Source organism: Heyndrickxia sp. FSL W8-0496 (assembly GCF_038007825.1).
GTDB lineage: Bacteria > Bacillota > Bacilli > Bacillales > Bacillaceae_C > Heyndrickxia > Heyndrickxia oleronia.
In genome coordinates, this window is sequence record NZ_JBBOXX010000001.1 from 1,367,586 (window position 1) to 1,391,324 (window position 23,739).

Genomic DNA, 23,739 nt, shown 5'->3' on the forward strand with positions numbered 1-23,739 from the left:
GGCATTTCAGTTACCATTAATACTAATAAATCATTATGATGAGAGACACAATAAGCATCAATATTAGTTAAAAAAGGCAGTTTTTTATGGAGGACTGACGGTTTTTAATCTAAATTTGTTAGAGGTTTACCTAATTAATAACAATGTTTGAAAATAGGCAGAAAAAAAATTAATTATCCATTGACATAGGATAGGGGGGTATAGTAAAGTGTAAATAGGAGGTGACGTCTTTGGAAAATCAAAATTCAAATATTGAAATTGAAACTAGTTGTTCTACTCACGAAGAGAGAAAGAGTCATCATTCAGCTAATGTAAAGAAAAACTTAACTACTCGGTTAAATCGTATAGAAGGACAAATTCGTGGCATTAAAGGTATGATAGAGAAAGATACTTATTGTGATGATGTGATTACTCAAATATCTGCAACACAATCTGCTCTTAATAGCGTTGCAAAAATCTTATTAGAAGGCCATATGAAAAGTTGTATTGTTGAAAGAATACAAGAAGGTGATATGGAAGTACTAGATGAAGTTCTTGTCACTATTCAAAAATTAATGAAAAAATAATGGAGGGATTATCATGGAAAATATTACTTTAACTGTGAATGGAATGTCTTGTGGTCATTGTGTTAATTCTATAGAAGGTAGTGTAGGAAAATTAAATGGTGTAAAAAATGTTAGTGTTGATTTAGATAATGGCAAAGTTCAAGTACAATTTGATTCTAATGTTGTAAGTTTAAACGAGATTAAAGAAACAATTGATGATCAAGGATATGATGTAGAGTAAATTGGAAGTTAGCATCGTTTACTTGAAAAAATAAACGGTGCTGATTAGCCAAATTTTTTTATCTGCATATTATAGGATACTGGGGTATAGTAGTTGAGGTTTGGATAAAAGGAGTGAGTGAAAATGAGTCAATCAACGATTAAGGAATCTCAAATCCCGATTATAGGTATGACTTGTGCAGCCTGTGCAAATCGAATCGAAAAGGGATTAAATAAAATGGATGGTATTGAGGAAGCCAATGTAAATTTTGCTTTAGAAAAAGCCATTGTTAAATATCGTCCTGAAGTAACTAATCTAGGTGAGATGGAAAAGAAAATTAATAGTCTTGGATATGAAGTAGAATCGGAAAAAGCTGATTTTAATTTAGTAGGTATGACTTGTGCAGCCTGTGCTAATAGGATTGAAAAAACCCTAAATAAGCTTGATGGGGTGAAAAATGCAACTGTAAACTTTGCATTAGAGACAGGGAGTGTTGAATATAACCCATCTGAGATAACGATTCAGGAGATGAGTAAAGCAGTAGAGAAAATTGGCTATCAAGCAATACCAAAGCAAGATAAAGAAGATACTCTTGACTATCGTGAAAAGGAAATAGAAAAACAAAAAGGGAAATTTATCTTTTCACTAATATTGTCGATTCCATTATTATGGGCGATGGTTAGTCATTTTAAATTTACTTCTTTTATATATTTACCTGAAATGTTAATGAATCCTTGGGTTCAGTTTGCTCTTGCAACCCCTGTTCAATTTATTATCGGTAAACAATTTTATGTAGGTGCTTATAAAGCATTAAGGAATAAAAGTGCAAATATGGATGTACTAGTGGCTTTAGGAACATCTGCAGCCTATTTCTACAGTCTCTATGTAGCCATTGCATCTATTGGATCAGGGGAGCATATGGTAGATCTTTATTTTGAAACAAGTGCTGTATTAATTACTCTCATTATTTTAGGTAAATTATTTGAAGCACGTGCTAAAGGACGTTCTTCTGAAGCGATTAAAAAGTTAATGGGATTACAAGCAAAGACTGCGATCGTCTTAAGAAATGAGAAAGAAATAGAAATACCTTTAGAAGAAGTTGTAGTCGGAGATATCATTCTCGTTAAGCCCGGTGAAAAAATACCTGTTGATGGTGTCATCGTGGAAGGACAATCAGCATTAGATGAGTCAATGTTGACAGGGGAAAGTGTTCCTGTCGATAAAACAGTCGGTGATGATGTCATCGGTTCAACTATAAATCGAAATGGTTTTCTTAAAATAAATGCAACAAAAGTTGGTAAAGATACGGCATTATCACAAATCATAAAAGTGGTAGAGGAGGCACAAGGCTCCAAAGCACCTATTCAGCGTTTAGCTGACCAAATCTCTGGTATTTTTGTGCCAATTGTAGTAGGTCTAGCGTTTCTAACTTTTATCGTGTGGTATGTATGGGTAAGTCCTGGAGAATTCGCTGTTGCTCTAGAGAAATTAATCGCCGTTCTGGTCATTGCATGTCCATGTGCTTTAGGTCTTGCCACTCCTACTTCTATCATGGCAGGTTCAGGTCGTGCAGCAGAATTAGGTGTTTTATTTAAAGGTGGGGAACATCTCGAACAAACACATCGAATTAACACGATTGTTCTTGATAAGACCGGTACAGTAACAAATGGAAAACCAGTACTAACAGACATTATTGTTGATGGAGATATGGATGAGATGACCTTTTCCCAAATGGTCGGTTCTGCTGAAAAACAATCGGAACATCCTTTGGCAGAAGCTATTGTCCAAGGAATTACAGAAAAGAAAATATCATTATTAAATGTGGATCATTTCGAAGCGATACCAGGATATGGAATAGCTGCACGAATAAATAACAATCATATTTTAGTAGGTACAAAAAAATTAATGCAGCAAAATGATATAAATGTTGACTCTGCCATTAAAAGAATGGAAAAACTTGAGGAAGCTGGGAAAACAACTATGCTTGTTGCAATCAATGGTTCCTTTATGGGAATGGTCGCTGTTGCTGATACAGTCAAGGATACCTCTAAGCAAGCAATTAGAAGACTAAAGGATTTAGGATTAGAGGTTATTATGATGACTGGTGATAATCAACGTACTGCAAATGCAATTGCATCTGAAGTAGGGATTGATCATGTAATCGCTGAAGTATTACCAGAAGGAAAAGCTGATGAAGTAAAAAAATTGCAGCAGCAAGGAAAACGTGTGGCAATGGTTGGAGATGGTATAAATGATGCACCGGCACTTGCTATAAGTGATATTGGAATGGCTATAGGTACTGGTACAGATATTGCAATGGAAGCTGCCGATATTACTCTAATGAGAGGCGATTTAAATGCAATTGCAGATGCTATCTTAATGAGTCACAAAACTATAAGGAATATTAAACAGAATCTATTTTGGGCATTTGCTTATAATACACTAGGAATTCCTGTTGCAGCACTTGGATTTTTAGCACCTTGGCTTGCAGGGGCTGCCATGGCATTTAGTTCAGTATCTGTTGTATTAAACGCACTTCGTTTACAACGTGTAAAGGTGAATAAAGCCTGAAGCACCTATCAAATAGCTCTTTTCTGATATTTTTGTATGGAATGGATTTTCCAAGTACTGACAGAGAAGAGCAAATAGGTTTTACAAATGAGACGCTTTATCCAATATCTATAGTCTGTACCAAAAAAGAAAGCGAGTGAGCTTAATGAAAAAATGGGCTTTAGCTGCAATTATCTACCTTTTAGTAGTCATTGCTGGTTATACGGTTTATGCAAAGTTTTTTGAAAAAACAAATGCCCCAAAAGTTGAGGCGAGCGAGCATCACGAACATCAGGAGCAGAAACAAGAGGGCCAAGTGCTTTCACAATTCCATTATGAAGATGGGTCTATCCATATACGATTGACAGACCTTTCGAATAATCCAATTCCATTAGAGGTCAACCATGAGAAGCTTCTTCATTTAATTATCGTCGATGAATCATTAAATCAATATGCTCACCTTCATCCAACGAAGGTGAGTGAAGGTGAATTTACTGTTGAAAAGACATTATCAAATGGAAAATATAAGGCGTTTATTGACATAAAACCAAAAGGATTGGACTACTCAATCAAACCTATTCCTTTTGAAGTTGGAAATTCTGATGAAGGCTCTCAAACAAATCATATAGTTTCTGATTCTTCCTTGACGAAAACTGTAGAAGGGAAAACAGTAAAATTAAAAATGAGTTCAACTAAACCTAATGAACCAATTACACTTTCATTCGAATTAGATCAATCAAACTTGGAACCGTATCTTGGAGCAATGGGGCATGTCGTTATTCTAGATAAAAAAGCCAATCATTTTCTTCATGTACATCCAGAAAGGGAAGATCAACCTGTATTCGTAACACAGTTCGATAAGGAAGGGATCTATAAAATTTGGGCAGAATTTAAACAGGAAAATAAAGTTAGAGTATTTCCATTTGTAGTTGAAATAAAAAAATAAGGCTGTTTTCGTATAGTTGCTTTTGTAAACAACTGCCGGCTTTTACACCCAATAATGATTCAGCGGCATAATGAAGTTTGCAGCTTTTTCTCAGAAATAAAATGTAGCAGTCTTCAACCGATAGTTATTAGTTAAAACTTTCCTTAAATAGCAACAATGTTTGAGGAAAGAGCCAAAAATAAGCATAAAAGAAGGGTTGGTTAACTCTTCTTTTTGTGTTTTTTATAAATATTGGCTTCAATGCTTTAGGCATTTCAAACCTCTGTTGGGTATGTTAGTCTACATAAACAGTTACTCTTTATCGAGGGAGCAAGGGTTAAAATGGCAACAGCAAATTTTATTTATCTGTGCGCAACACAAAAATACACATGCATTTTTCTTGTTTAGAAAATGTAATATAAAATGAAAAGGTTATGTACTTATTATAAAGGATTGAAAAAATGAAGAGGATAACTGGAAAGAAGATGACAAAGGTGATATAATTTAGAGATGCATGACATCGTTTGTTGGTGTAGTTTATAAATATCCTATATTAACATTATCACATTTAAAGTGCGATGTCAACTATTTCACATTTTTTCAGGAGGTTTCTTATGTCAAATCAAAATGATGAATGGTTACAGGAACAACAAAGAGTAGATGAAACTGTAGCAAAGGTAAAACAAAAAGAAAAATTCCTGATATCGCAGGTAAAATCAGTAAAGGATGAGGCTGAAGAAATACGTCAAAACTTTTGGGAAGATGTGACGGTTAATTTAGATGAACCTGATGATGTTATTGAAACATTTACAAGTATTCGACAGCAAGCGGAATTGCTTTCTGAGCGTGAACGAAGCTATGGACATGTAGAAGAAAGTATTGAAACACTGAAGAAGCTTGAACAATCACCTTATTTTGCAAGAGTAGATTTTAAAGAGAATGACGAAACGGAAGAAAAAATATATATCGGGATTGCATCATTTATCGATGAAAATGATGAATATCTTGTCTATGATTGGCGGGCACCAATATCAAGCATCTATTATGATGGAAGTCCGGGGCCCGTCTCTTATGAAACCCCGGAAGGTTCACGATCTGGTGAAATGCTATTAAAACGTCAATTTTTAATTAAAAATGGGCGTATTGAATCATTATTTGATACAGGAGTAACCATTGGGGATGAAATGCTTCAGGAAGTCTTAGGAAATAAAGCAGATACACATATGAAAAGCATTGTAGCTACCATCCAAAAGGAGCAAAACAAGATTATAAGGGATATAAGCAGTCGCCTCTTATTCGTTCAAGGAGCTGCTGGAAGCGGGAAAACTTCTGCAGCCTTGCAAAGAATTGCTTACCTTTTATATCGATTTAGGGATTCTTTGCATTCGGAGCAAATGATACTTTTTTCACCAAACCGTTTATTTAATCACTATATTTCAAAAGTGCTTCCTGAGCTCGGGGAAAATAATATTGTGCAAACAACCTTTTTTGATTATGCCCAATCAAGGTTTCCTGATTTGGAGTTGGAAAGTTTATTTGAGCAATTCGAAAATAGTGTAAATGAAATAGAGAATACGTGGAGGTCTAAAGCGATACAATTGAAAGGAGATCGCTCCTTCTTCCAGGCTATAAATAAATATGTACTTGATTTAAATGAATCTGGTCTCTTTTTTAAAGATATTCGTTTTCGGGGAAAGGTTCTCATATCGAAGGAGGAAAATTCTGAGCTTTTCTATTCCTATGATTCATCATTTTCATTGCCTAATCGTTTTCCATTAGTTACGAAAGAATTATTAAAACGCTTAGAAGAAAAAGCGCTAGAGGAGGAACAAGAGGATTGGGTTGAAGAGGAGATGGAACTTCTTGATCGAGAAGATTACTTAAAAGCTTTCCAACATTCACTAAAAGGGGAACGAAAAGGGAAGGTTGTCTTTGATTCATTTGATCAAGAAAAAGAGTATCTAGCTAAGCAAATTGTCCGAAAATACTTTCGCAAAATAAAGGCTGCTGTTAAGAGATACCGTTTCTTTCATATAAAAGCTCAGTTTGTTGATTTTCTAAAGAAAGCATCTGAATTTATTCATCTTGATGAATTTGAGCTTTCTGATAGAGAATGGCTGGAAATTCAAAATCATACGATTCACGCATTAAATCATAAAAAAATTCATATGGAGGATGTTGTACCATATTTATATTTAAGTGATCTCATTGAGGGAAGAAAATCTCAAACATCAATCAAATATGTGTTCATAGATGAAATACAAGATTATTCCCCGCTTCAACTTGAATATATGAAATATATGTTTCCGTATAGTAAATTTACGATGCTGGGGGATATCAATCAATCGATTTTCAATAAGGGGAAAAAACCGACGATTCAAACTGCAATTGATATTTTTGGTGCAGAAAAAGCAGAGATTATCCGTTTAACAAAGAGCTATCGTTCCACTGCAGCCATAACTGCGTTTACAAAGGAGATTTTACAAGACGGTGAGGAAATTGAGCTTTTTGAGAGAGAAGGGGAAAAACCTACTATCATTGTCAGAAATGATGTTGACCAATTAATAGAAGAAATAACCGATCAGGTGAATAAATTAACAAAAGTTTCGGGTTCTGTTGCTATTATAGGTAAAACTATGAAGGACTGTGAACAGGCATTTCAGCTTTTAAAGAACAAAATAAATGTTACTTTAATAGGGATGAAAAATCAGGAAATCGTTGATGGTCCGATGATCCTTCCTTCTTATTTAGCGAAAGGCTTGGAATTTGACTGTGTGATTGTATTAAATGCTTCCAATGAAATGTATCATCAGGATTCTGAACGAACATTACTTTATACGATTTGTACTAGAGCCATGCATCGACTGATTATTACAAGTGTAGGTAAACCGTCTCCGCTTTTTGATGCAGTTGATTCAGAACGATATTCATTAGACTAGTGACTGATAAAGGCTTGGTTTAGAAGATAATCATTGGACGGAAGGTAAACTGTTAAATTAAACATTACTGATAAACGAAAAAACGCTGCATAAAGCGTTTTTTTCGTTTATTTATTTATAGGCTGTTCGATTTCCAATTTATTTTGAATGGCGATTTATGCGCATTTTTATGATTGCACACTATAATGATAATAGAATTCTGAAAAATGAAATGTTTTTCAAATGCATTGTCCTTTTATACAATTTTAGTTTAAGATTAGAAAGTATTACATTCAAAGGGAGTTGATATATTTGGATCCTGAACCAATAACATATGAGGAAGTCAATATATCTACTTTCCGATCGAAGGTAAAATGACTTCCTCGCTCAACAAGAGGAGGTTGGCTTATGTTAGAAATTTATAAAACAAATAAAATGAACAAATTAGAAACTGTAACCGACATTACAAAAGGATGTTGGATTAATTTAGTTTCTCCAAGCGAACAAGAAATTCAATTTGTCGCTGATCATGCCAATGTACCAGTTGATTTTATTAAAGACGCATTGGATGACGAAGAACGGTCCCGTATCGAAAAAGAAGAGGGCGATGTATTTATTATTATTGATTATCCATATATATCGAAGGATGAGTCTGGTTATTCAGTTTATGAAACATTGCCACTTGGAATTATTTTAACAAATGAGTGCATCATTACGATATCATTAAAGGATGCGCAAGTATTAATGGATTTTAAAAATAACAAAAAGAAAGAATTCTATACGTTTAAAAAAACAAGATTTGCCTTACAAATTTTATTTGTTATTTCATCCTATTATTTACGTTACTTGAAACAAATTAATAAGAAAACAGATGAGGTTGAGCGGGAGCTTCACCAATCGTCGATGAAAAATAAAGAGTTATATTCATTATTAGCATTAGAGAAAAGTTTGGTTTATTTCACCACTTCTTTGAAGTCAAATAAAATGGTGCTAGATAAAATTTTGCGAATAAATTATATAAAAATGTATGAAGAGGATAAGGATTTATTAGAGGATGTCATTATTGAAAATACTCAGGCAATTGAGATGGCATCGACCTATAGTTCAATTTTAAGTAGTATGATGAACGCATATGCTTCAATAATATCTAATAACCTAAATGGTGTAATGAAGTTTTTAACTTCTATCACAATTATTCTGTCATTTCCAACGATGGTTGCTAGTTTCCTTGGGATGAATGTACATTTACCATTTAACTTAGAAAATTATCCACATGCCTTTCAAACTGCTATTTTATTTGCAATCTTTTTAGCTAGTATGACGGCATTTGTTTTTTGGAAGAAGAAATATTTTTAAATGGGTTAAATATTTTGCTCTAGAGGTTGACATTATTTTGTTTACTGCGTATAAATAAAAGTGAATAGTAAAATTTAATAACCTCGTTAGGTGAGGCTCCTATATGGAGATATGCTGCTGCCCAGAAATTTCGAAAGACGCCAATGGGGTCAACAGGAACCATCGAATTAAGGTGGTTTTTAATGTAGCTGGATGAACGTTTTCCTATGCCATATAGTGCTAAAGCTCAACGATTTGAGTCTTATTCAATCATGATCATTTTTTTGTCAATTATTGAAACATCCTCTTCGTTGGGGGATGTTTTTTATTTTATTCTTTTAGCTTTGGGTACTTTTACTAAATTTTACTATCCATAAAGTTTAGATTTTAATTTAGGTGGTGATGAGAATGGACAATTTACCTGATTCGGTACCTATATATATGAATAAATTTTTAGTTAAAAACGTTCACTTCTCATACCCCTATGAAAGAGAAGTGGAGAAAAGGAAGGATCCACTGATCGATGTGAAGAATGTTTGTCCCTTTAAAAAACGGGAATAGAACACTAGTGTCCTGTTTTTGAAAAAATATTTTTTAGTGGTCTCTTGCCTTTCTTTTCGATGTTTAGGGGAATAATGAAAAGGTAGAAATTATATAATTTTCCCTTTATATTTGGGAAAATCCTCTTTCTTCCTCGAAAAGGAGTGTCTAAGTTGATAATGAATATGACAGAAGACCAAATCATCATTCAAATCATAAAAAACATCAAAGAAGGAAAAAGAAAAGAGTTCCAAGAAATTTTAGATGAACTTCATCCTTATGATATAGCGCGGATATTTGAGAGCTTACCAGAAAAACATTATACCCGTTTCCTGTTGTTTCTTTATCCTGAACAAATCGCAGAGCTTATCCAAGAGCTTGATAAGGAGTACCAATTAAAGGTACTTGCAAAACTAGGTGGAGAGAAATCAGGACCAGTAATGGATCTCATGGATAATGATGATCTAGCTTCTTTACTTGAGCATTTGTCACCGGAGAAAATAGATGAGCTTCTCTCAGGTATGAAGCAAGAGGAATCTATAATTGTTAAAAATATAATGAATTACTCTCCTGAAACAGCGGGGAGATTGATGACCAATCGTTTTGTGTGGATTCCGCAACATTATACTGTTCGTGAGACTGTTGATAAGCTTAAGATATTTGCGGAGTTCTCTGAAACGATTAACTATTTATACGTCATTGATGAGGAAAAACGATTAGTCGGTGTCGTATCTTACCGAGACTTAATATTAGCGGATGAATACGAAAAAATTTATGACATCATGTTTAGTCGAGTGATATCTGTTTCAACTGATGCTGATCAAGAGGAAGTTGCCCGTGTTATTGAAAGATATGATTTTTTAGCTGTCCCCGTTGTCGAGAATAACAATGAGTTAGTAGGGATTGTAACGGTTGATGATATTATCGATGTTTTTATTCAAGAAGCAAATGAAGATATTGAAAAGCTATCTGCCTCTGGTAAGGCGATAGATTTTGATACGAAAGCTTTTGTTGCTGCATATAGAAGATTGCCTTGGTTAATCTTACTATTATTTATTGGTTTAGTATCTGGAACCATTATTAGCGGATTTGAAGATACATTATCAAAGGTCGTTGCTTTAACGTTCTTTATGCCTATGATCGCAGGAATGACTGGGAATACGGGAACACAGTCGTTAGCAGTTGTTGTTAGAGGGCTGGCTACACACGATATTAATAAAAAGGTTGTTTTAAAATTAATCTTCCGTGAATTTTCTGTAGGTCTTATCATTGGGGTTACTTGTGGAATTTTAATTTCGATTATCGCTTATATTTGGCAGGGTAGTCCTGTTTTAGGGTTAGTTGTAGGTAGTTCGTTAATTATGACATTAATCATTGGAACATTAGCTGGGACTATTATTCCTTTAATTCTATACCGTTTTAAGATTGATCCTGCAGTCGCTTCTGGTCCATTAATTACTACATTAAATGACATTTTATCTTTACTTATTTATTTTGGGATTGCAACAGCATTTATATCTAAATTAATGTAATAAATTTTATAGTAAAAAAGAGGTCTGTTTAATAAAAAGTAAACAGACCTCTTTTTTACTGCTGGGACAGTGGACCGGACCCTATGTCCCCGTAGTATCTTCGAATTAAATAGGCAATCCATTTGCAATGTGGATGATTGCGTATATTCTCTTGTAACCCTTTGACGATTGCGGGGCTTAGGCTTGGTTCTATTAGATGCTGCCTTAGGAGGATGAGTGATTCCTTTTCGATAGACTCTTCTAATTCTGATATTTTTTGATCAATCATTGGAAGGATTTGTTCTATTGAAATCTTTTCATTCATTGCTTGGCTTGTAATTTGGACCAGTTCTTTTGAAAGAAAGGAGTTGGATGCCTGCTCAGCAAGAATATTTGTCTTTTCCACTAGTGATCTTACTAATTGATCCAAATCAAGTGGAAGGTTAAAGAACAAGAATAAATGTGAGTACATACTCATAAAGCCTTTGACGCAATACATGAGATCATATTTTGTCTTTAATACAGTTTTTCCATAGAGACGTTCAAGTAATAATAAAATAGTTTTATCAAGTAAACTATTATAGTAATGCAATTTGTGCATCAATTCATCGTTGAGAGTTTGCGACTGTTCTTTCATAAGAAGTTTTGCGAAGTCCGAATGATTATGAAAAGATTGTAAGATTGTATAATAAAATTTATATAAGAGTATCTCGTTTTTGATATCTCCTCTGACTATATGGTCAATATCTGCGATTACTTGCATCATAAAGTGGTCAATGAGAGCAATAATCAATTCATCTTTTGATTTAAAAGATAAATAAAATGCCCCTTTAGAAATACCACAGTGCTCTGTTATTTGTTGTACAGAAGTTGCCTCGAAACCTTGCCTAGCAAAAAGCTCCAACGCCTTTTCCATTATTAATTGTTTTTTAACCATTTGAATTAATCGCTCCTATGTCTTTATTTGACAAATGACCAAGTAGTCATTATTATAGAAAAATAGGCTAAATAAGTCAAATAAGGGTAGGTGTAAAAGTGAGAGGGTTAGTCAATTTTGTTTTAAAGAATAAACTAGCAGTTTGGTTGCTTACGATAATTATAACTGTATCTGGTATTTATTCAGGTACAAGAATGAAAACAGAGACCATTCCTGATATTTCAATTCCTTTCTTAATGGTATCGGATGTTTATCCTGGTGCCACTCCTGAACAGGTAATGAATGATATATCTATGCCAATCGAGAAGGCAGTAGAAGGTCTTGATCATGTAAAATCCGTTTATTCAAATTCATATTCAAACATGGCAAGTATTCAGGTTGAATATGAATATGGGATCGATATGGACGAAGCAAAGCGTGAGTTGAAGTCAGCATTAGATACGGTGAAATTACCTGAGGGAGCACAGGAACCGACAACATCTGCTATTAGTATGAATATGATGCCGGTAGTGGCACTAAGTGTCAGCAGTTCCAAAGAGGATATCGTTGACTTAACATCAACGGTAGAGGAGAGTTTACTACCGAAAATTGAGAAGTTAGATGGTGTAGCTTCTGCCACGATTACAGGTCAGCATATTGAGGAAGTAGATCTAACTTATAATAAAACTAAAATGGATGAATTAGGCTTAACAGAAGATAAGGTGAAAGAAATCATCCAAGCAAGTAACATGTCTGTTTCTTTAGGGCTTTATGAGTTTAAAGAAGGTGAACAAGCTGTCGCTATTGATGGCAAGTTCATGACCATTGATGAATTGAAAAATATGATGGTTCCTGTTACCCCATCAGCGACAAATCCAACCCCATTTGTGAAGCTTAGTGACATAGCAACAATTAAAACTGTCGGTAAAGTACAGTCAGTTTCTCGAACAAATGGGAAGGATGCTATTGCCATTCAGATTGTAAAGGGACAACAGGCAAATACAGTTGACGTTGTCAACGAGGTGAAGGATCTTGTAAAAGATGAAAAGAAAAAATATGATGGTCTAAAGATTGATATCACACTTGACCAAGGTGAACCAATCGAAAAATCTGTGTCTACGATGGTGGAAAAGGCCGTATTTGGTGGATTAATTGCTGTATTAATCATTCTGCTTTTCCTACGTGACTTTAAATCAACCATTATATCAATTGTATCGATACCAGTTTCTATTTTCATGGCATTGCTATTGCTCCACTGGTTAGATATTACATTAAATATAATGACCCTTGGTGCAATAACTGTTGCGATTGGAAGGGTTATCGATGATTCAATTGTTGTTGTGGAAAATATTTATCGACGCCTCCATCTGAAAGAAGAAAAATTAACAGGTCGGGCATTAATTCGTGAAGCAACGATAGAAATGTTCAAACCAATTATGTCATCTACTCTAGTAACTGTAGCTGTATTTGCACCTATGATATTCGTTGGTGGCATGGTTGGCGAGTTGTTTATGCCTTTCGCATTAACGATGGCATTTGCACTTGGAGCATCTTTACTTGTGGCAATTACCATTGTTCCAGCATTATCTCACTTTTTATTTAGGAAAAAGTTATATGGTGAAAGAACGGAAGGTAGCCATAAAGAAGCTGGTAAATTAGCAAGAGGATATAAAAGAATTTTAGATAAAGTGCTTAATCATAAATGGATTGCTTCGATTCTTGCAGTTCTATTATTAGTAGGAAGTTTAGCGTTAACTCCATTAATTGGGTTTAGCTTTTTAGGTAGTGAAGAGGAAAAGGTGATGTACTTAACGTATACACCAAAAACGGGAGAACTTCAAAAAGATACTTTGGAAAATGTGAAAGCAGTCGAAGAGAAAATGCTAAAACGTGATGATATCGATATTGTGCAAGTATCTGTCACGGAGCCAGGTGATGCTTCGGCTATGATGATGGGCGGCGGCTCAGGTGGGGCATTAATGTACTTGATTTTTGACCCTGACATGAAAGATTTTCCAAAAGAGAAAGAAAAAATAGAAAAGTACGTGACGACTCTTGATCAATCTGGTACATGGAAGAGCCAGGACTTCTCATCAATGTCTGGATCAAGTAATGAAGTAAGTTATACTTTCTACAGTGAAAATTTAGATAAACTCAATCAGACTGTAAAAAAAGTAGAAGACTTAATGAATAATAATGACGATCTTAAAGATGTCTCATCAAGTGCGGAAGATGCATATGTTGAATATACATTCCGAGTGGAACAAGGAAATTTATTGAAATATGGTTTAACAACAGGTCAGCTTGTTGGGATGTTAAGTCCACAAAAAACAAAAGATGTCTTAACAACAGTTGAAAAAGATGGAGATTCATTAGATGTAATTGTTCAACAAGAGCAAGCTGCACAGCCAGAATCTATCAATGATATTCTGGATAAGCAAATTCCAACAGCGCTTGGTAAAACAATGCCTCTTTCTGAGCTAGTTAAGGTGAAGAAAGGAACAACGCTAAATACACTTGCACGTAGTAAAGGTGAGTATTATGCAACTGTTTCTGGTAAAGTTAAAGGAAAAGATGTTTCAAAAGTAACTGCGGATATTGGTGATAAAATTGATAAAATGGATTTACCAAAAGGAGTAACTGTTGATGTTGCTGGTGTACAGGCTGATATGAATGAGGCCTTTACACAACTAGGTGTCGCGATGTTGGCAGCGATTGCCATTGTGTACTTTATTCTTGTGGTTACCTTCCGTGAGGGTGTGGCACCATTTGCGATTCTCTTCTCATTACCATTTGCCGTTATTGGATCATTCGTTGGATTATTCCTTGCGGGCGAAACGATTTCTGTACCAGTTATGATGGGCTTATTAATGCTTATCGGTATTGTAGTGACAAATGCCATTGTATTAGTAGACCGAATAATTCATATGGAACGTGATGGTATGTCTATGCGTCAGGCAATATTAGAGGCAGGGGCTACACGACTGCGTCCAATCTTGATGACAGCAATTGCAACAGTTGGTGCGTTAATTCCACTAGCATTAGGAGAAGGCGGTGGGGGACTAATCTCGAAAGGTCTTGCCATTACTGTTATTGGTGGTTTAACAAGCTCCACATTATTAACATTACTTGTAGTACCAATTGTCTATGAAGTCTTGTCTAAGATGTTCAAGAAAAAGCGGAATGAAATAGAGGAAAACTAAAGGAAAAAAGCCTTACAAGTCAATTTATTAGCTTGTAAGGCTTTTTTTGTGGGACAGTGGACCTGCCCCCTTGTCCTATTTTTTTATACACGTTTAATTAATTTAATGACCAGGATGATTACGGCTATAACAAGTAGGATATGAATAAATCCCCCTGCAATATGTCCGATGAGTCCTAAGATCCAGAGTAAAATTAGTACGCCAATTATTGCCCAAAGCATATTTAGTTTCCTCCTCATTGTATTTGTAATAGTTTACCCATGGTTGACAATTCCAAACCAATTGGAAAGTTATGAAATCTTCTCATGTTCATTCCTGAGTGGGGAAAGCTATGAAGGGATTATGAAAAATGGGGGATCATGATGAGGAAGGTTCTTTTTATTCTTGTTACTATCTTTTTTATTACATATTGCGGTACTATTCTTTATCATTCTTATAAACCACTTCCAAAGGGACTTTCCTATGAGGGGAGGATTTATCGTGGCACCGATAAGGAGGTTACTTTATTAACAGATTTAACTTATCAAAAGGGAAATGAGCTTAAAGTAGAGCATGAAATCTTTCCTCGGATTTTTCAAATTATTAAGGAGGCGGAGCAGTTTATCGTTTGTGACTTTTTTTTATTTAATGGTTATTACGATAAACATCTTCATTTTCCGCCACTTAGTGAAAGTTTCGCTAATCAATTGATTAATAAAAAGAAGCAGCAACCAGAAGTTCGGATTATGGTTATCACGGATGAGATTAATACTTCTTATGGTTCACATAAGTCGAAGGAACTTGAAAGATTAAAGAAAAATGGGATTGAAGTAATTATGACAGACCTTGATCCATTGCGAGATTCAACTCCACTTTATTCAAGTATATGGAGGATGTTTTTTAAATGGTTTGGACAGTCAGGACAAGGGTGGATTCCTAATGCTATGGCAGATAATGCTCCCAAAATGACCGTTCGTTCTTATTTAAAATTATTAAATATAAAAGCCAATCATCGAAAAACGATTGCGACTGATAAAACAGTTTTCATCGCATCAGGAAATCCTCATGATGCAAGTGCTTATTTTTCTAATCATGGCATTGAAATAAGAGGACCGATTATTCATGATCTACTAGAATCTGAGCAGGCAGCAGTTAATATATCAAATGGACCGATGCTCCCAATATATATGGAAGAGGGGGGGCAGCAAGGGGATCATCAATTTCAGTTATTAACAGAGGGAAAGATACATAAGCATGTTGTAAGAGAAATTAACCGATTAAAAGCTGGAGATGAGTTATGGATGGCGATGTTTTATATCGCTGATAGAAAAATTATTCATTCCTTGTTGGAAGCCTCTCAGCGAAACGTAAAAATCAACTTAATCTTGGATCCAAATGAAAATGCTTTTGGAAACAAAAAATCTGGTTTACCTAATCGACCTGTTGCCCATGAGCTGCATAAGAAATCGAAAGGGAAGATTCAAATACGTTGGTATAATACGAAAAAGGAACAATTTCACCCGAAGCTTATTTTTATTAAAAAAGATAAATATTCAATAATTTTTAATGGCTCCGCAAATCTTACTTCTCGTAATCTTGCCGATTATAATTTAGAGACTGATATAAAAATAAAGGCTCCAAATCATTCTATAGTAGTTCATCAACTAAATCATTATTTTCATCGACTATGGGAAAATCGCGATGGTGATTTTACACTTGATTTCTCAAAATTCCAAAGTAGGTTCATCTATTTCCAAGAAGGAATCTATAGAATGCAGGAGCTATTGCAATTAACTACTTATTGAATGATTTACTATTTTTAAAGGAATATCTTCCTAATCGCCTAAATTTGCATATAATAAAGCGATTTGAAAAGAGGAGGAGAGAAGAGATGGCAAGACATTTAGCATGGCATGAAACATTAGAATTACATGAATTAATTGCATTGCAAAGCAATTGTTTAATACATTTAAAAAAATCATTAAAAAAGATAACGAATCCAGAATTACGTGATCTATTTTTATTTTCAATCCGCTCACTAGAAAAAAATATAAAAGAACTCGTTCCATTTATTTCAAGAGCACCTCGAGCATATGCACATGAACGTCAAGACGATAGTGCATTCTTTGCGGGAAATTTGCTAGGTGCTGCAAAAACATCTGTAAGAACTTATGCAGCTGCAATTACTGAAACTGCCACTCCAGAGCTTAAATCTGTATTTACAAAGCATTTAAATAATAGTATTAAATGGCATACTAAAGTATTTGAATATATGAATAAGCATGGGTATTATCCAGCATTTGATCTTCATCAATTACTTACTAATGACGCTGAAAATGCTGAAAAAGCATTAACAATGAAATATTAATATGCAACAAAAAAAGAGGATGATTTAAATCATCCTCTTTCATGTTTTTTATTTTAGCTCTTTCCACAAACATTGTTTAGTTTGAATATAAATATCGGCTGAAGATCGCTACAACATTCATTTTACTGAGAAAAGAGCTGTAATCTCCATCAAAACGCTACTATCCTTTAATGGGTGTAAAAGCTGGTAGTCGGGCTTTTACAAAGCAACAAATGATACAATAACAGTCTTTACTTTTGACTATCAAGAAAGTCTCGTACTTGCTCAGGACTTTTTGCATTTGCACTATGAAGGTGTGCGGACTTTTCTCCGTTTTGAAAAATTAATAAGCTTGGAATACCCATAACATTATACTTTTCAGCTAGCTCCGGAAAATTATCACGGTTTATTTCATACCATTTATATTGTGAATAATCTTTAATTACATCATCAATAAACATATTTAAACGTGTACAGTCTGGACACCAACCCGCATAGAATTTTATGATTACAGGATCATTACCAGAAATTATTTCTTCAAATGTTTTAATTGATTTAATTTCTTCCATTATTACTTTTCCTCCTTAACGATAACATGTTAAATTATTTTTTTAGGACCATGTCAGGTACTTATTAGTATTGTATATAGATTAATAAATTCATTCAATAAATTAGTCTTCTTTTGTGGATGTTTCCATGTAAATAATATAAAATAATATCTTGGCACAAATTGTTTCTTTGTCTCTTTGAAGGGATTAAGTATAATAGAAATATAATACATAAAGAAAATTAAAGCGTGTATTTGTTAGATTGTATTAGGAGACGAGGATTGTATGACTTCTCAGACAGGGAAAACTTCAAAAATAGATTATGGTCTTGTTTTAACATTAATGTTAATGTGTTTGGTTAGTGTTATTTCTATTTATAGTGCACAAAAATCAGGTCAATTAGATCAAAACTTTGTCATCAAACAAGTAGTTTGGTATGTAGTGGGTGTATGCATAATAGCTGTTACGATTCATTTTGATTCAGATCAGTTAAAAAGATTATCATGGTATTTATATGGATTTGGAATTTTTCTATTAACATTTTTGATTATTGCTCCAGAAAGCATTGCCCATGTAACGAAGGGGCAAAAAAGTTGGTTTACAGTTCCGTTTATGGGTACCTTCCAGCCATCGGAGGTCATGAAGGTCTTTTTAATTTTAGCATTAGCAAGAACGGTAGTAGATCATCATGATAAATTTATCATTAAGACATTGAAAACCGATTTTTGGTTATTAGTAAAATTGGGTTTAGTCACTTTACTTCCCCTTGTGCTAATTATGCAACAACCTGACTTAGGAACCTCACTAGTAGTCATATCAATTCTTTTAGGGGTCATTTTTGTATCAGGGATTACATGGAAATTATTATTGCCTATTTTCGGCGGTGGAAGTTTTATTGCAGGAATTGTGCTTTATTTTGCTATTTGGATGCCAGAGATATTAGAAAAATACTTACATGTAAAGCCTTATCAGTTTGATCGGATTAACTCATGGCTTGATCCATATAAATATAAGAGTAATGAGGGGTATCAATTAATCAATTCCCTTCTTGCTATTGGCTCCGGACAAACTTTTGGAAAACAATTTAGTCTTACGGAAGTGGATATACCGGAAAGACAAACCGATTTTATTTTTAGTATGATTGGCGAGAGCTTCGGATTTATTGGTGCCAGTGTGGTTGTAAGTTTATTTTTTATGTTGATCTATCACATTACTAAAGCGAGCTTAGAAACGAAGAATGAATTTTATTCATATATTTGTGCTGGTGTAATTGCGATGATTACCTTTCATGTATTTGAGAATATCGGAATGACAATTGGACTTTTACCGATTACTGGTATTCCTTTGCCATTTATTAGTTATGGAGGAAGCTCCTTAATGGGTAATATGTTTGCCATTGGATTAATATTTTCGATACGATATCATTATAAAAAGTATATGTTCGGTGGAGAAAAATAGACAGTATGCTAGCCCGTCACCTATTAAGTTTCGGGCTAGTTTTTTTTATTCAACCGTTCCACTTTCCATAATCGTTACCTTCGGGATAACATTTAAGGTGATTTTCTTGTAATCCTCATCCCACCATTTATCATAATTATAATGTCTAGTTTTACTTTTTACATATTCGCCAAGTCCTACTGGATCAATGCCTCTATCTTGAAAAGTGTGTAACATTTTTAAGCATTCTTTTTTTATATCCTTTTCCATCGCATGTTCGAGACCGTTGATTACTTTGTGGGATACTTTTTTTCCAGAGTATTCACGTACCACGGCATCGACATTGATATAGATATTAGCATGAAGTTTGCCAGGAGATTTTATAATTTTTATTTTATTTTTGGAATGAATGCTTCGTATCACTGCTTCATTTTTTCCGTAATTAACAATTTTACTTCCTTCACTATATTTGTCCACCATAAGTTTAAAATAGAACATTTTCTCTTCACTAACTTTATAAACAACCTTGTTTATACTAAAAATTCCTATCCCAGCTATTTCTAACGTATTGTCATTTATTTTCTTTAGTATAGGTAAAAAAGCATCTCTACCTCTAGAAGCGTAATAGTTTCCAAAAAGGTGAAGATTTAGTTTAGGAACATCGCGATTTTCCATATTATGTGTGAGCAGATTCTTAATATAGGTACCATTTCCTTTAAATCCATAATTCCCTTCTAATACATCTTGCGCACTGTCCTTTTCTACCATTGCTAATAAAATTCTTGAACCTACATTCGGATCTCTTAGGAGGGAATCAATCAGTCTAACAAAGCCATGCTTAGCTAATTCTTCACCAAATAATACAGCTTGAATCCCCCCTGTAACAAGAGGATCACTGGAACGTCGTTCAAGTGCTGTTAGAACATCCCTACTTGTTTCAGCTACCGTTGTTAAGGTTTGATTTTGAAAGCTCTTATCGGGTAAATATTTTACATAAAGAAGGGTACCTTTCAAATGATCATTCTCAGCTAGGTCATATCCTTGAGCTGTTTCAATATTTAATTCATCAATAATTTGCTTTTCCACACAACCTGTAAGTAGGGTTGTACATAGTAAAATGAGTAAATATTTTTTCATGATTTCAGCTTCACCTTCTTTAACAGCCAAACTAAAATTAATAAAAATGGAATATAGATAAAATTAATTAAAAAACCTAAATTCCCTAAAATACTATTGATCATATTTATTTGTTGTCGGGTTTTAAGCAAAGGAATAATTAGAAGAGAAAGAGCTGCTACGATAAATACTCCTTTTCTTTGTGAAATTTTATACGTTTGTTTAAGTATTCGACTAGCACACCATAATGCAAGACATACATTCGGCAAAATAATTAAGCACCAATTGGCAATACCAACATATTCGAATCGCTCTACGACAGGAAGATGGACAATTTTCCACGTAGACAGCGTCGCCCAAATGTATTTTTGAATTTGTTCCTCACTGTAATAGGCAAATGAGATTATAGTTGTATATAAAAAGATTGCAGTTGAAGAAAATAAACCAAAATGTGCCCACTTTTTTGATTTATTTGGTTCTTTAATAAAAGGATAATAGATAAGTAATACTTCATACCCCATAAATGTTAAGGACATTTGATGAGAAGCAGTAATTAATTCTTTAAAAGAATGATCAAGTAAAGGTAAAAAATGCTTGAAATCTGCATAAGGGATAGTGAAGCCAAAAAGTATTATTAAATAGGAAGGGAAAACGACACCAAAAAAAGCAATTCCTGTTACTGTTCGAAATCCTCCTCTCACAATATAAATACAGAGGATGAGGAAGAATAATGTAAACCAAAAAGTGCTGAAATCGGGAAACATCCATACCTGAACGATTTCGATATAGGTACGAAGAATAGTGATGATAAAAAAGGTGAAATAAAGAATAAAGAAAGTATTTAATAGCGATCCAATCCATTTTCCAAATACAAACTTATGTGTTTCGCTTAGATCCTTTTTTCCCATTTCCAAAAGCTTATATATCATCCACATAATCATATTGGTTGCTAAACCTGCAATAATAACAGAAATCCAAGCATCATAACCTGCTGTTTTCGAAATAAGTCGTTGAAAACCTAAAGCACCCACACCTATTTGAATGGATGTAACTGTAAAATAAACGAGGAATGGTGATATTTTTCGGTTTTCAGGTACTGTTTGCATAGTATGACTCCTAACAGAAAAAAATGGATAAATTCTTTCACTACTTTCTAGTACTCTTTATTCATCAATATCTATCTTTTGTTTAGCATTTTTAGAGGAAAAGCGTTTCTTCTTATCGGTTCGTAAATATTTAGGCCGTTTTGCCTGTTTACTAAAACCTAATCGAACAATGGTATCTTTCAAATCACTCCATCTAGGCGGATAGATTGGCTCTAAATATGGTCTACCCAACGAAGTTAAGCGAAGTAAATGGGTAAGAAGAATACAAAAGCAAAATACAATTCCAAGTAAACCCCAAAGCTGAGCAAAAATTAAAAATGGGAAACGAATGAAACGAATGGTATTACCAATTTTGTAAATTGGTGTTGTAAAGGAAGCGAGTGCAGCTAATGCGACAAATATTAGTAAGACATTACTAGTTAATCCAGCTTCAACTGATGCAGTACCAATAACAATTCCTCCCACGATACCGATTGTTTGACCGATCTTTGTTGGTAGTCTAGCACCGGCTTCTCGTAAAAGCTCAATTGTAATTTCTAATACTAATGCCTCCAAAATAGGTGGTAAGGGAACCCCTTGCCGTGAACTTATTAAGGTTGCCATAACTGCTCTTGGAACCATTTGATAATGATAAGTTAGAGCTGCAACATATAGCGGTGTAACTATAATGGAAAAGACAACTGAGAAAATACGCAAAATACGAAAGAACGTTGCGATAATCCAGTTCAAGTAATAGTCTTCAAACGAAACGAAAAATTCTAATAACGTAGTGGGCCCGATTAAAGCATGTGGGGAACCATCCACTACCATAACTACTTTTCCTTGACTGATAGAACCAGCTGCTCTATCAGGTCTTTCTGTATCCAGAAAGATGGGAAAAGGGGAGGCTTGGTTATCCGAAATTAATTGTTCCACAAAGGAACTATCACTAATTTCATCGAATTCTAAGCTTTTAAGTCTTTGTTTGACAGTTTCAACATTTTCCATCTCAACGATGTCTTCCATATAAAGAATAGCAATTCTTGTTTTGGATAATTTACCTACAGTTAATTCCTCTACAATCAATTGTTTGACAGGAAGCCGCTTTCTAATTAAATTTAAGTTTTGATCAAGGGATTCAATAAACGCTTCTTTTGGACCTATGACACTAAATTCAATTTCTGGTGCACTTACTGAACGAGTAATTTCCTTTTGAGCAGATATAAACGCATATTTTCCGTCATCTGTCTCCACCTGTAATAAAATATATCCGTTATATATCTTTTGATCGACCTTGGCCATATCTGTTGTAATTTCTACATCTGCTACAGGAAGAAGTTTTTTTATGTCTCCAATTGTTGCAAAATCTCCTTCTAATAAATCAGGTAATATGTCCTTTTGAATAATTTCTTCATCTACAACTGTGGAGACGAAAGTTAAAGAAAATTGCATCCCAGTTCGACTATTAATATATTTTGCTTCTGTTACATCTTTTGATTTAGGCTTGAGACTTTCCTTTTTAGGCTCAATATTTTGTAATTGCTGTTTCTTTTCTTTTCTCTTCTTAAAAAAATCCATATTTGATCCCCCGATTAAAGTGATCGTAAGATTGACATTTATCAGTATTGTTACCAATTAGCGGGGAACTATGTAAATCAATGAATGAATATAATTTATTAATAGAAATAGCTCTTTGTATGACAAAAGAAAAAAAGCTGATTGTTGTCAGCTTTTTTCTTTTGTCATTTTTATTAGTGTTTGAATATCATTCGTTAATTTGTCATATGAAGGTTGATCCGATTGGATATTGGCTTTAATTTTATCGATTAAAGCTGGTGCTCCAGTATTTGTGATCGTTAAAATTTGTACATGTCCATTAAAAGCATCTGTCATCATTTTTTTTGCTTTATCAAGATTATCATCTGAGTAATTTTCTTTATTATTTATCCCTCGCTTTTTTCCAGTCCCTGATTCACCATGTGTCCCGCTAAGAACTTGATTTTGCATGTCGTCATATTGGTTAGAAGTCGTTTCATGCTTTGCTCTTGCTAGGATAACGGTATCATCAAGTACAAAAACTTTCACACCTGGAATTCCGGCACCTGATAAACGTGATTCTAAATGGGAAGAAATGCCCCCATCATGTAACCCAGAGCTACCTATCAAGCTATAAACATTAGACCCTAATCCATTTGTAATGTTCCCATTTTCATTAGTAGATAATTTTTTGGTGCGGTCAACACTAGGAATTTCATTCACATTTTGATTTAGTTTTGTAGATACATTTTCATTCCTATAGTTGTCATGATTGGTCGATACGTTTCTTGGCTGGTTCGTATTCGAAACCCCTTGTCGATTATTGGCACCTTGTTGACTTGTGCATGCGGCAAGTACAAGAAGTACGCCAATCATAGGAACCATCCATTTGCTCCATGTTTGCTTCATTTTCTTAACCTCCTAGATCAGTAATATTATTTCAAAAATTAGCGTTCCCAAAATTGTTTAATGTATGAGTAAAAAAAAATAGGTCATATTATAAAAAACACCATAATTTCTTTTTTTGA

General features: G+C 34.1%; 19 protein-coding genes and 1 riboswitch. Of the genes, 12 read left to right on the plus strand and 7 right to left on the minus strand.

The window, feature by feature from the left end; genetic code table 11:
- Positions 1-230: 230 nt before the first annotated feature.
- From NST63_RS06750 to mgtE, 8 genes are all read left to right on the plus strand, one after another.
- Positions 231-566, plus strand: coding sequence for a metal-sensitive transcriptional regulator (locus NST63_RS06750; RefSeq protein ID WP_218958433.1), 336 nt, complete (start codon positions 231-233; stop codon positions 564-566).
- A gap of 13 nt (positions 567-579) precedes the next feature.
- A complete protein-coding gene (gene copZ / locus NST63_RS06755) occupies positions 580-786 on the plus strand; it encodes a copper chaperone CopZ (RefSeq protein WP_058002831.1) in 207 nt (68 codons plus the stop codon).
- 123 nt (positions 787-909) lie between these two features.
- On the plus strand, positions 910-3,336 hold the full coding sequence (locus tag NST63_RS06760) for a heavy metal translocating P-type ATPase (protein WP_212944518.1): 2,427 nt from the start codon (positions 910-912) through the stop codon (positions 3,334-3,336).
- 145 nt (positions 3,337-3,481) lie between these two features.
- The gene (locus NST63_RS06765; protein WP_065107209.1) at positions 3,482-4,261 is read left to right on the plus strand and encodes a hypothetical protein; all 780 of its coding nucleotides are present in this window, start codon (positions 3,482-3,484) and stop codon (positions 4,259-4,261) included.
- Positions 4,262-4,854: 593 nt separating this feature from the next.
- Positions 4,855-7,179, plus strand: a complete 2,325-nt coding sequence (gene helD, locus NST63_RS06770; RefSeq protein WP_341041660.1) for an RNA polymerase recycling motor HelD — start codon at positions 4,855-4,857, stop codon at positions 7,177-7,179.
- Positions 7,180-7,566: 387 nt separating this feature from the next.
- A complete protein-coding gene (locus tag NST63_RS06775; RefSeq protein WP_058002828.1) occupies positions 7,567-8,514 on the plus strand; it encodes a magnesium transporter CorA family protein in 948 nt (315 codons plus the stop codon).
- A gap of 75 nt (positions 8,515-8,589) precedes the next feature.
- A riboswitch (M-box (ykoK) riboswitch) is annotated at positions 8,590-8,760 on the plus strand.
- A gap of 141 nt (positions 8,761-8,901) precedes the next feature.
- Positions 8,902-9,054 (plus strand): hypothetical protein, encoded by a 153-nt coding sequence (locus tag NST63_RS06780; RefSeq protein ID WP_280616661.1) that lies wholly within the window; start codon positions 8,902-8,904, stop codon positions 9,052-9,054.
- A gap of 152 nt (positions 9,055-9,206) precedes the next feature.
- The gene (mgtE, locus tag NST63_RS06785; RefSeq protein WP_212944515.1) at positions 9,207-10,565 is read left to right on the plus strand and encodes a magnesium transporter; all 1,359 of its coding nucleotides are present in this window, start codon (positions 9,207-9,209) and stop codon (positions 10,563-10,565) included.
- Between the two features lie 55 nt (positions 10,566-10,620).
- On the opposite strand, the gene NST63_RS06790 is transcribed toward mgtE, so the two are convergent.
- Positions 10,621-11,481, minus strand: coding sequence for a TetR/AcrR family transcriptional regulator (locus NST63_RS06790; RefSeq protein WP_212944514.1), 861 nt, complete (start codon positions 11,479-11,481; stop codon positions 10,621-10,623).
- A gap of 98 nt (positions 11,482-11,579) precedes the next feature.
- Here NST63_RS06790 and NST63_RS06795 point away from each other — a divergent pair, with 98 nt between their 5' ends.
- The gene (locus NST63_RS06795; protein WP_212944512.1) at positions 11,580-14,663 is read left to right on the plus strand and encodes an efflux RND transporter permease subunit; all 3,084 of its coding nucleotides are present in this window, start codon (positions 11,580-11,582) and stop codon (positions 14,661-14,663) included.
- Positions 14,664-14,746: 83 nt separating this feature from the next.
- On the opposite strand, the gene NST63_RS06800 is transcribed toward NST63_RS06795, so the two are convergent.
- Positions 14,747-14,884 (minus strand): lmo0937 family membrane protein, encoded by a 138-nt coding sequence (locus NST63_RS06800; protein WP_212944510.1) that lies wholly within the window; start codon positions 14,882-14,884, stop codon positions 14,747-14,749.
- Between the two features lie 141 nt (positions 14,885-15,025).
- On the opposite strand from NST63_RS06800, the gene NST63_RS06805 reads away from it, so the two are divergent.
- Entirely contained in the window at positions 15,026-16,447 is a 1,422-nt protein-coding gene (locus tag NST63_RS06805) for a phospholipase D family protein (protein WP_242598210.1), read from the plus strand.
- Between the two features lie 86 nt (positions 16,448-16,533).
- A complete protein-coding gene (locus NST63_RS06810) occupies positions 16,534-17,010 on the plus strand; it encodes a spore coat protein (RefSeq protein ID WP_212944507.1) in 477 nt (158 codons plus the stop codon).
- A 230-nt stretch (positions 17,011-17,240) separates the two neighbouring features.
- On the opposite strand, the gene NST63_RS06815 is transcribed toward NST63_RS06810, so the two are convergent.
- Positions 17,241-17,558: a thioredoxin family protein gene (locus tag NST63_RS06815; RefSeq protein ID WP_212944506.1), complete on the minus strand. Its 318-nt coding sequence runs from the start codon at positions 17,556-17,558 to the stop codon at positions 17,241-17,243.
- A 264-nt stretch (positions 17,559-17,822) separates the two neighbouring features.
- On the opposite strand from NST63_RS06815, the gene NST63_RS06820 reads away from it, so the two are divergent.
- Entirely contained in the window at positions 17,823-18,995 is a 1,173-nt protein-coding gene (locus NST63_RS06820) for an FtsW/RodA/SpoVE family cell cycle protein (protein ID WP_212944505.1), read from the plus strand.
- 45 nt (positions 18,996-19,040) lie between these two features.
- On the opposite strand, the gene NST63_RS06825 is transcribed toward NST63_RS06820, so the two are convergent.
- The 4 genes from NST63_RS06825 to NST63_RS06840 all read right to left on the minus strand — a co-directional run bounded on the left by NST63_RS06825 (position 19,041) and on the right by NST63_RS06840 (position 23,620).
- Entirely contained in the window at positions 19,041-20,111 is a 1,071-nt protein-coding gene (locus NST63_RS06825; protein WP_212944504.1) for a Ger(x)C family spore germination protein, read from the minus strand.
- A complete protein-coding gene (locus NST63_RS06830; protein ID WP_341041668.1) occupies positions 20,108-21,196 on the minus strand; it encodes a GerAB/ArcD/ProY family transporter in 1,089 nt (362 codons plus the stop codon). Before NST63_RS06830 ends, NST63_RS06825 begins: the two co-directional genes overlap by 4 nt.
- Before the next feature lie 57 nt (positions 21,197-21,253).
- On the minus strand, positions 21,254-22,753 hold the full coding sequence (locus tag NST63_RS06835) for a spore germination protein (RefSeq protein ID WP_341041669.1): 1,500 nt from the start codon (positions 22,751-22,753) through the stop codon (positions 21,254-21,256).
- Between the two features lie 147 nt (positions 22,754-22,900).
- On the minus strand, positions 22,901-23,620 hold the full coding sequence (locus NST63_RS06840; protein ID WP_212944501.1) for a hypothetical protein: 720 nt from the start codon (positions 23,618-23,620) through the stop codon (positions 22,901-22,903).
- Positions 23,621-23,739 lie beyond the last annotated feature (119 nt).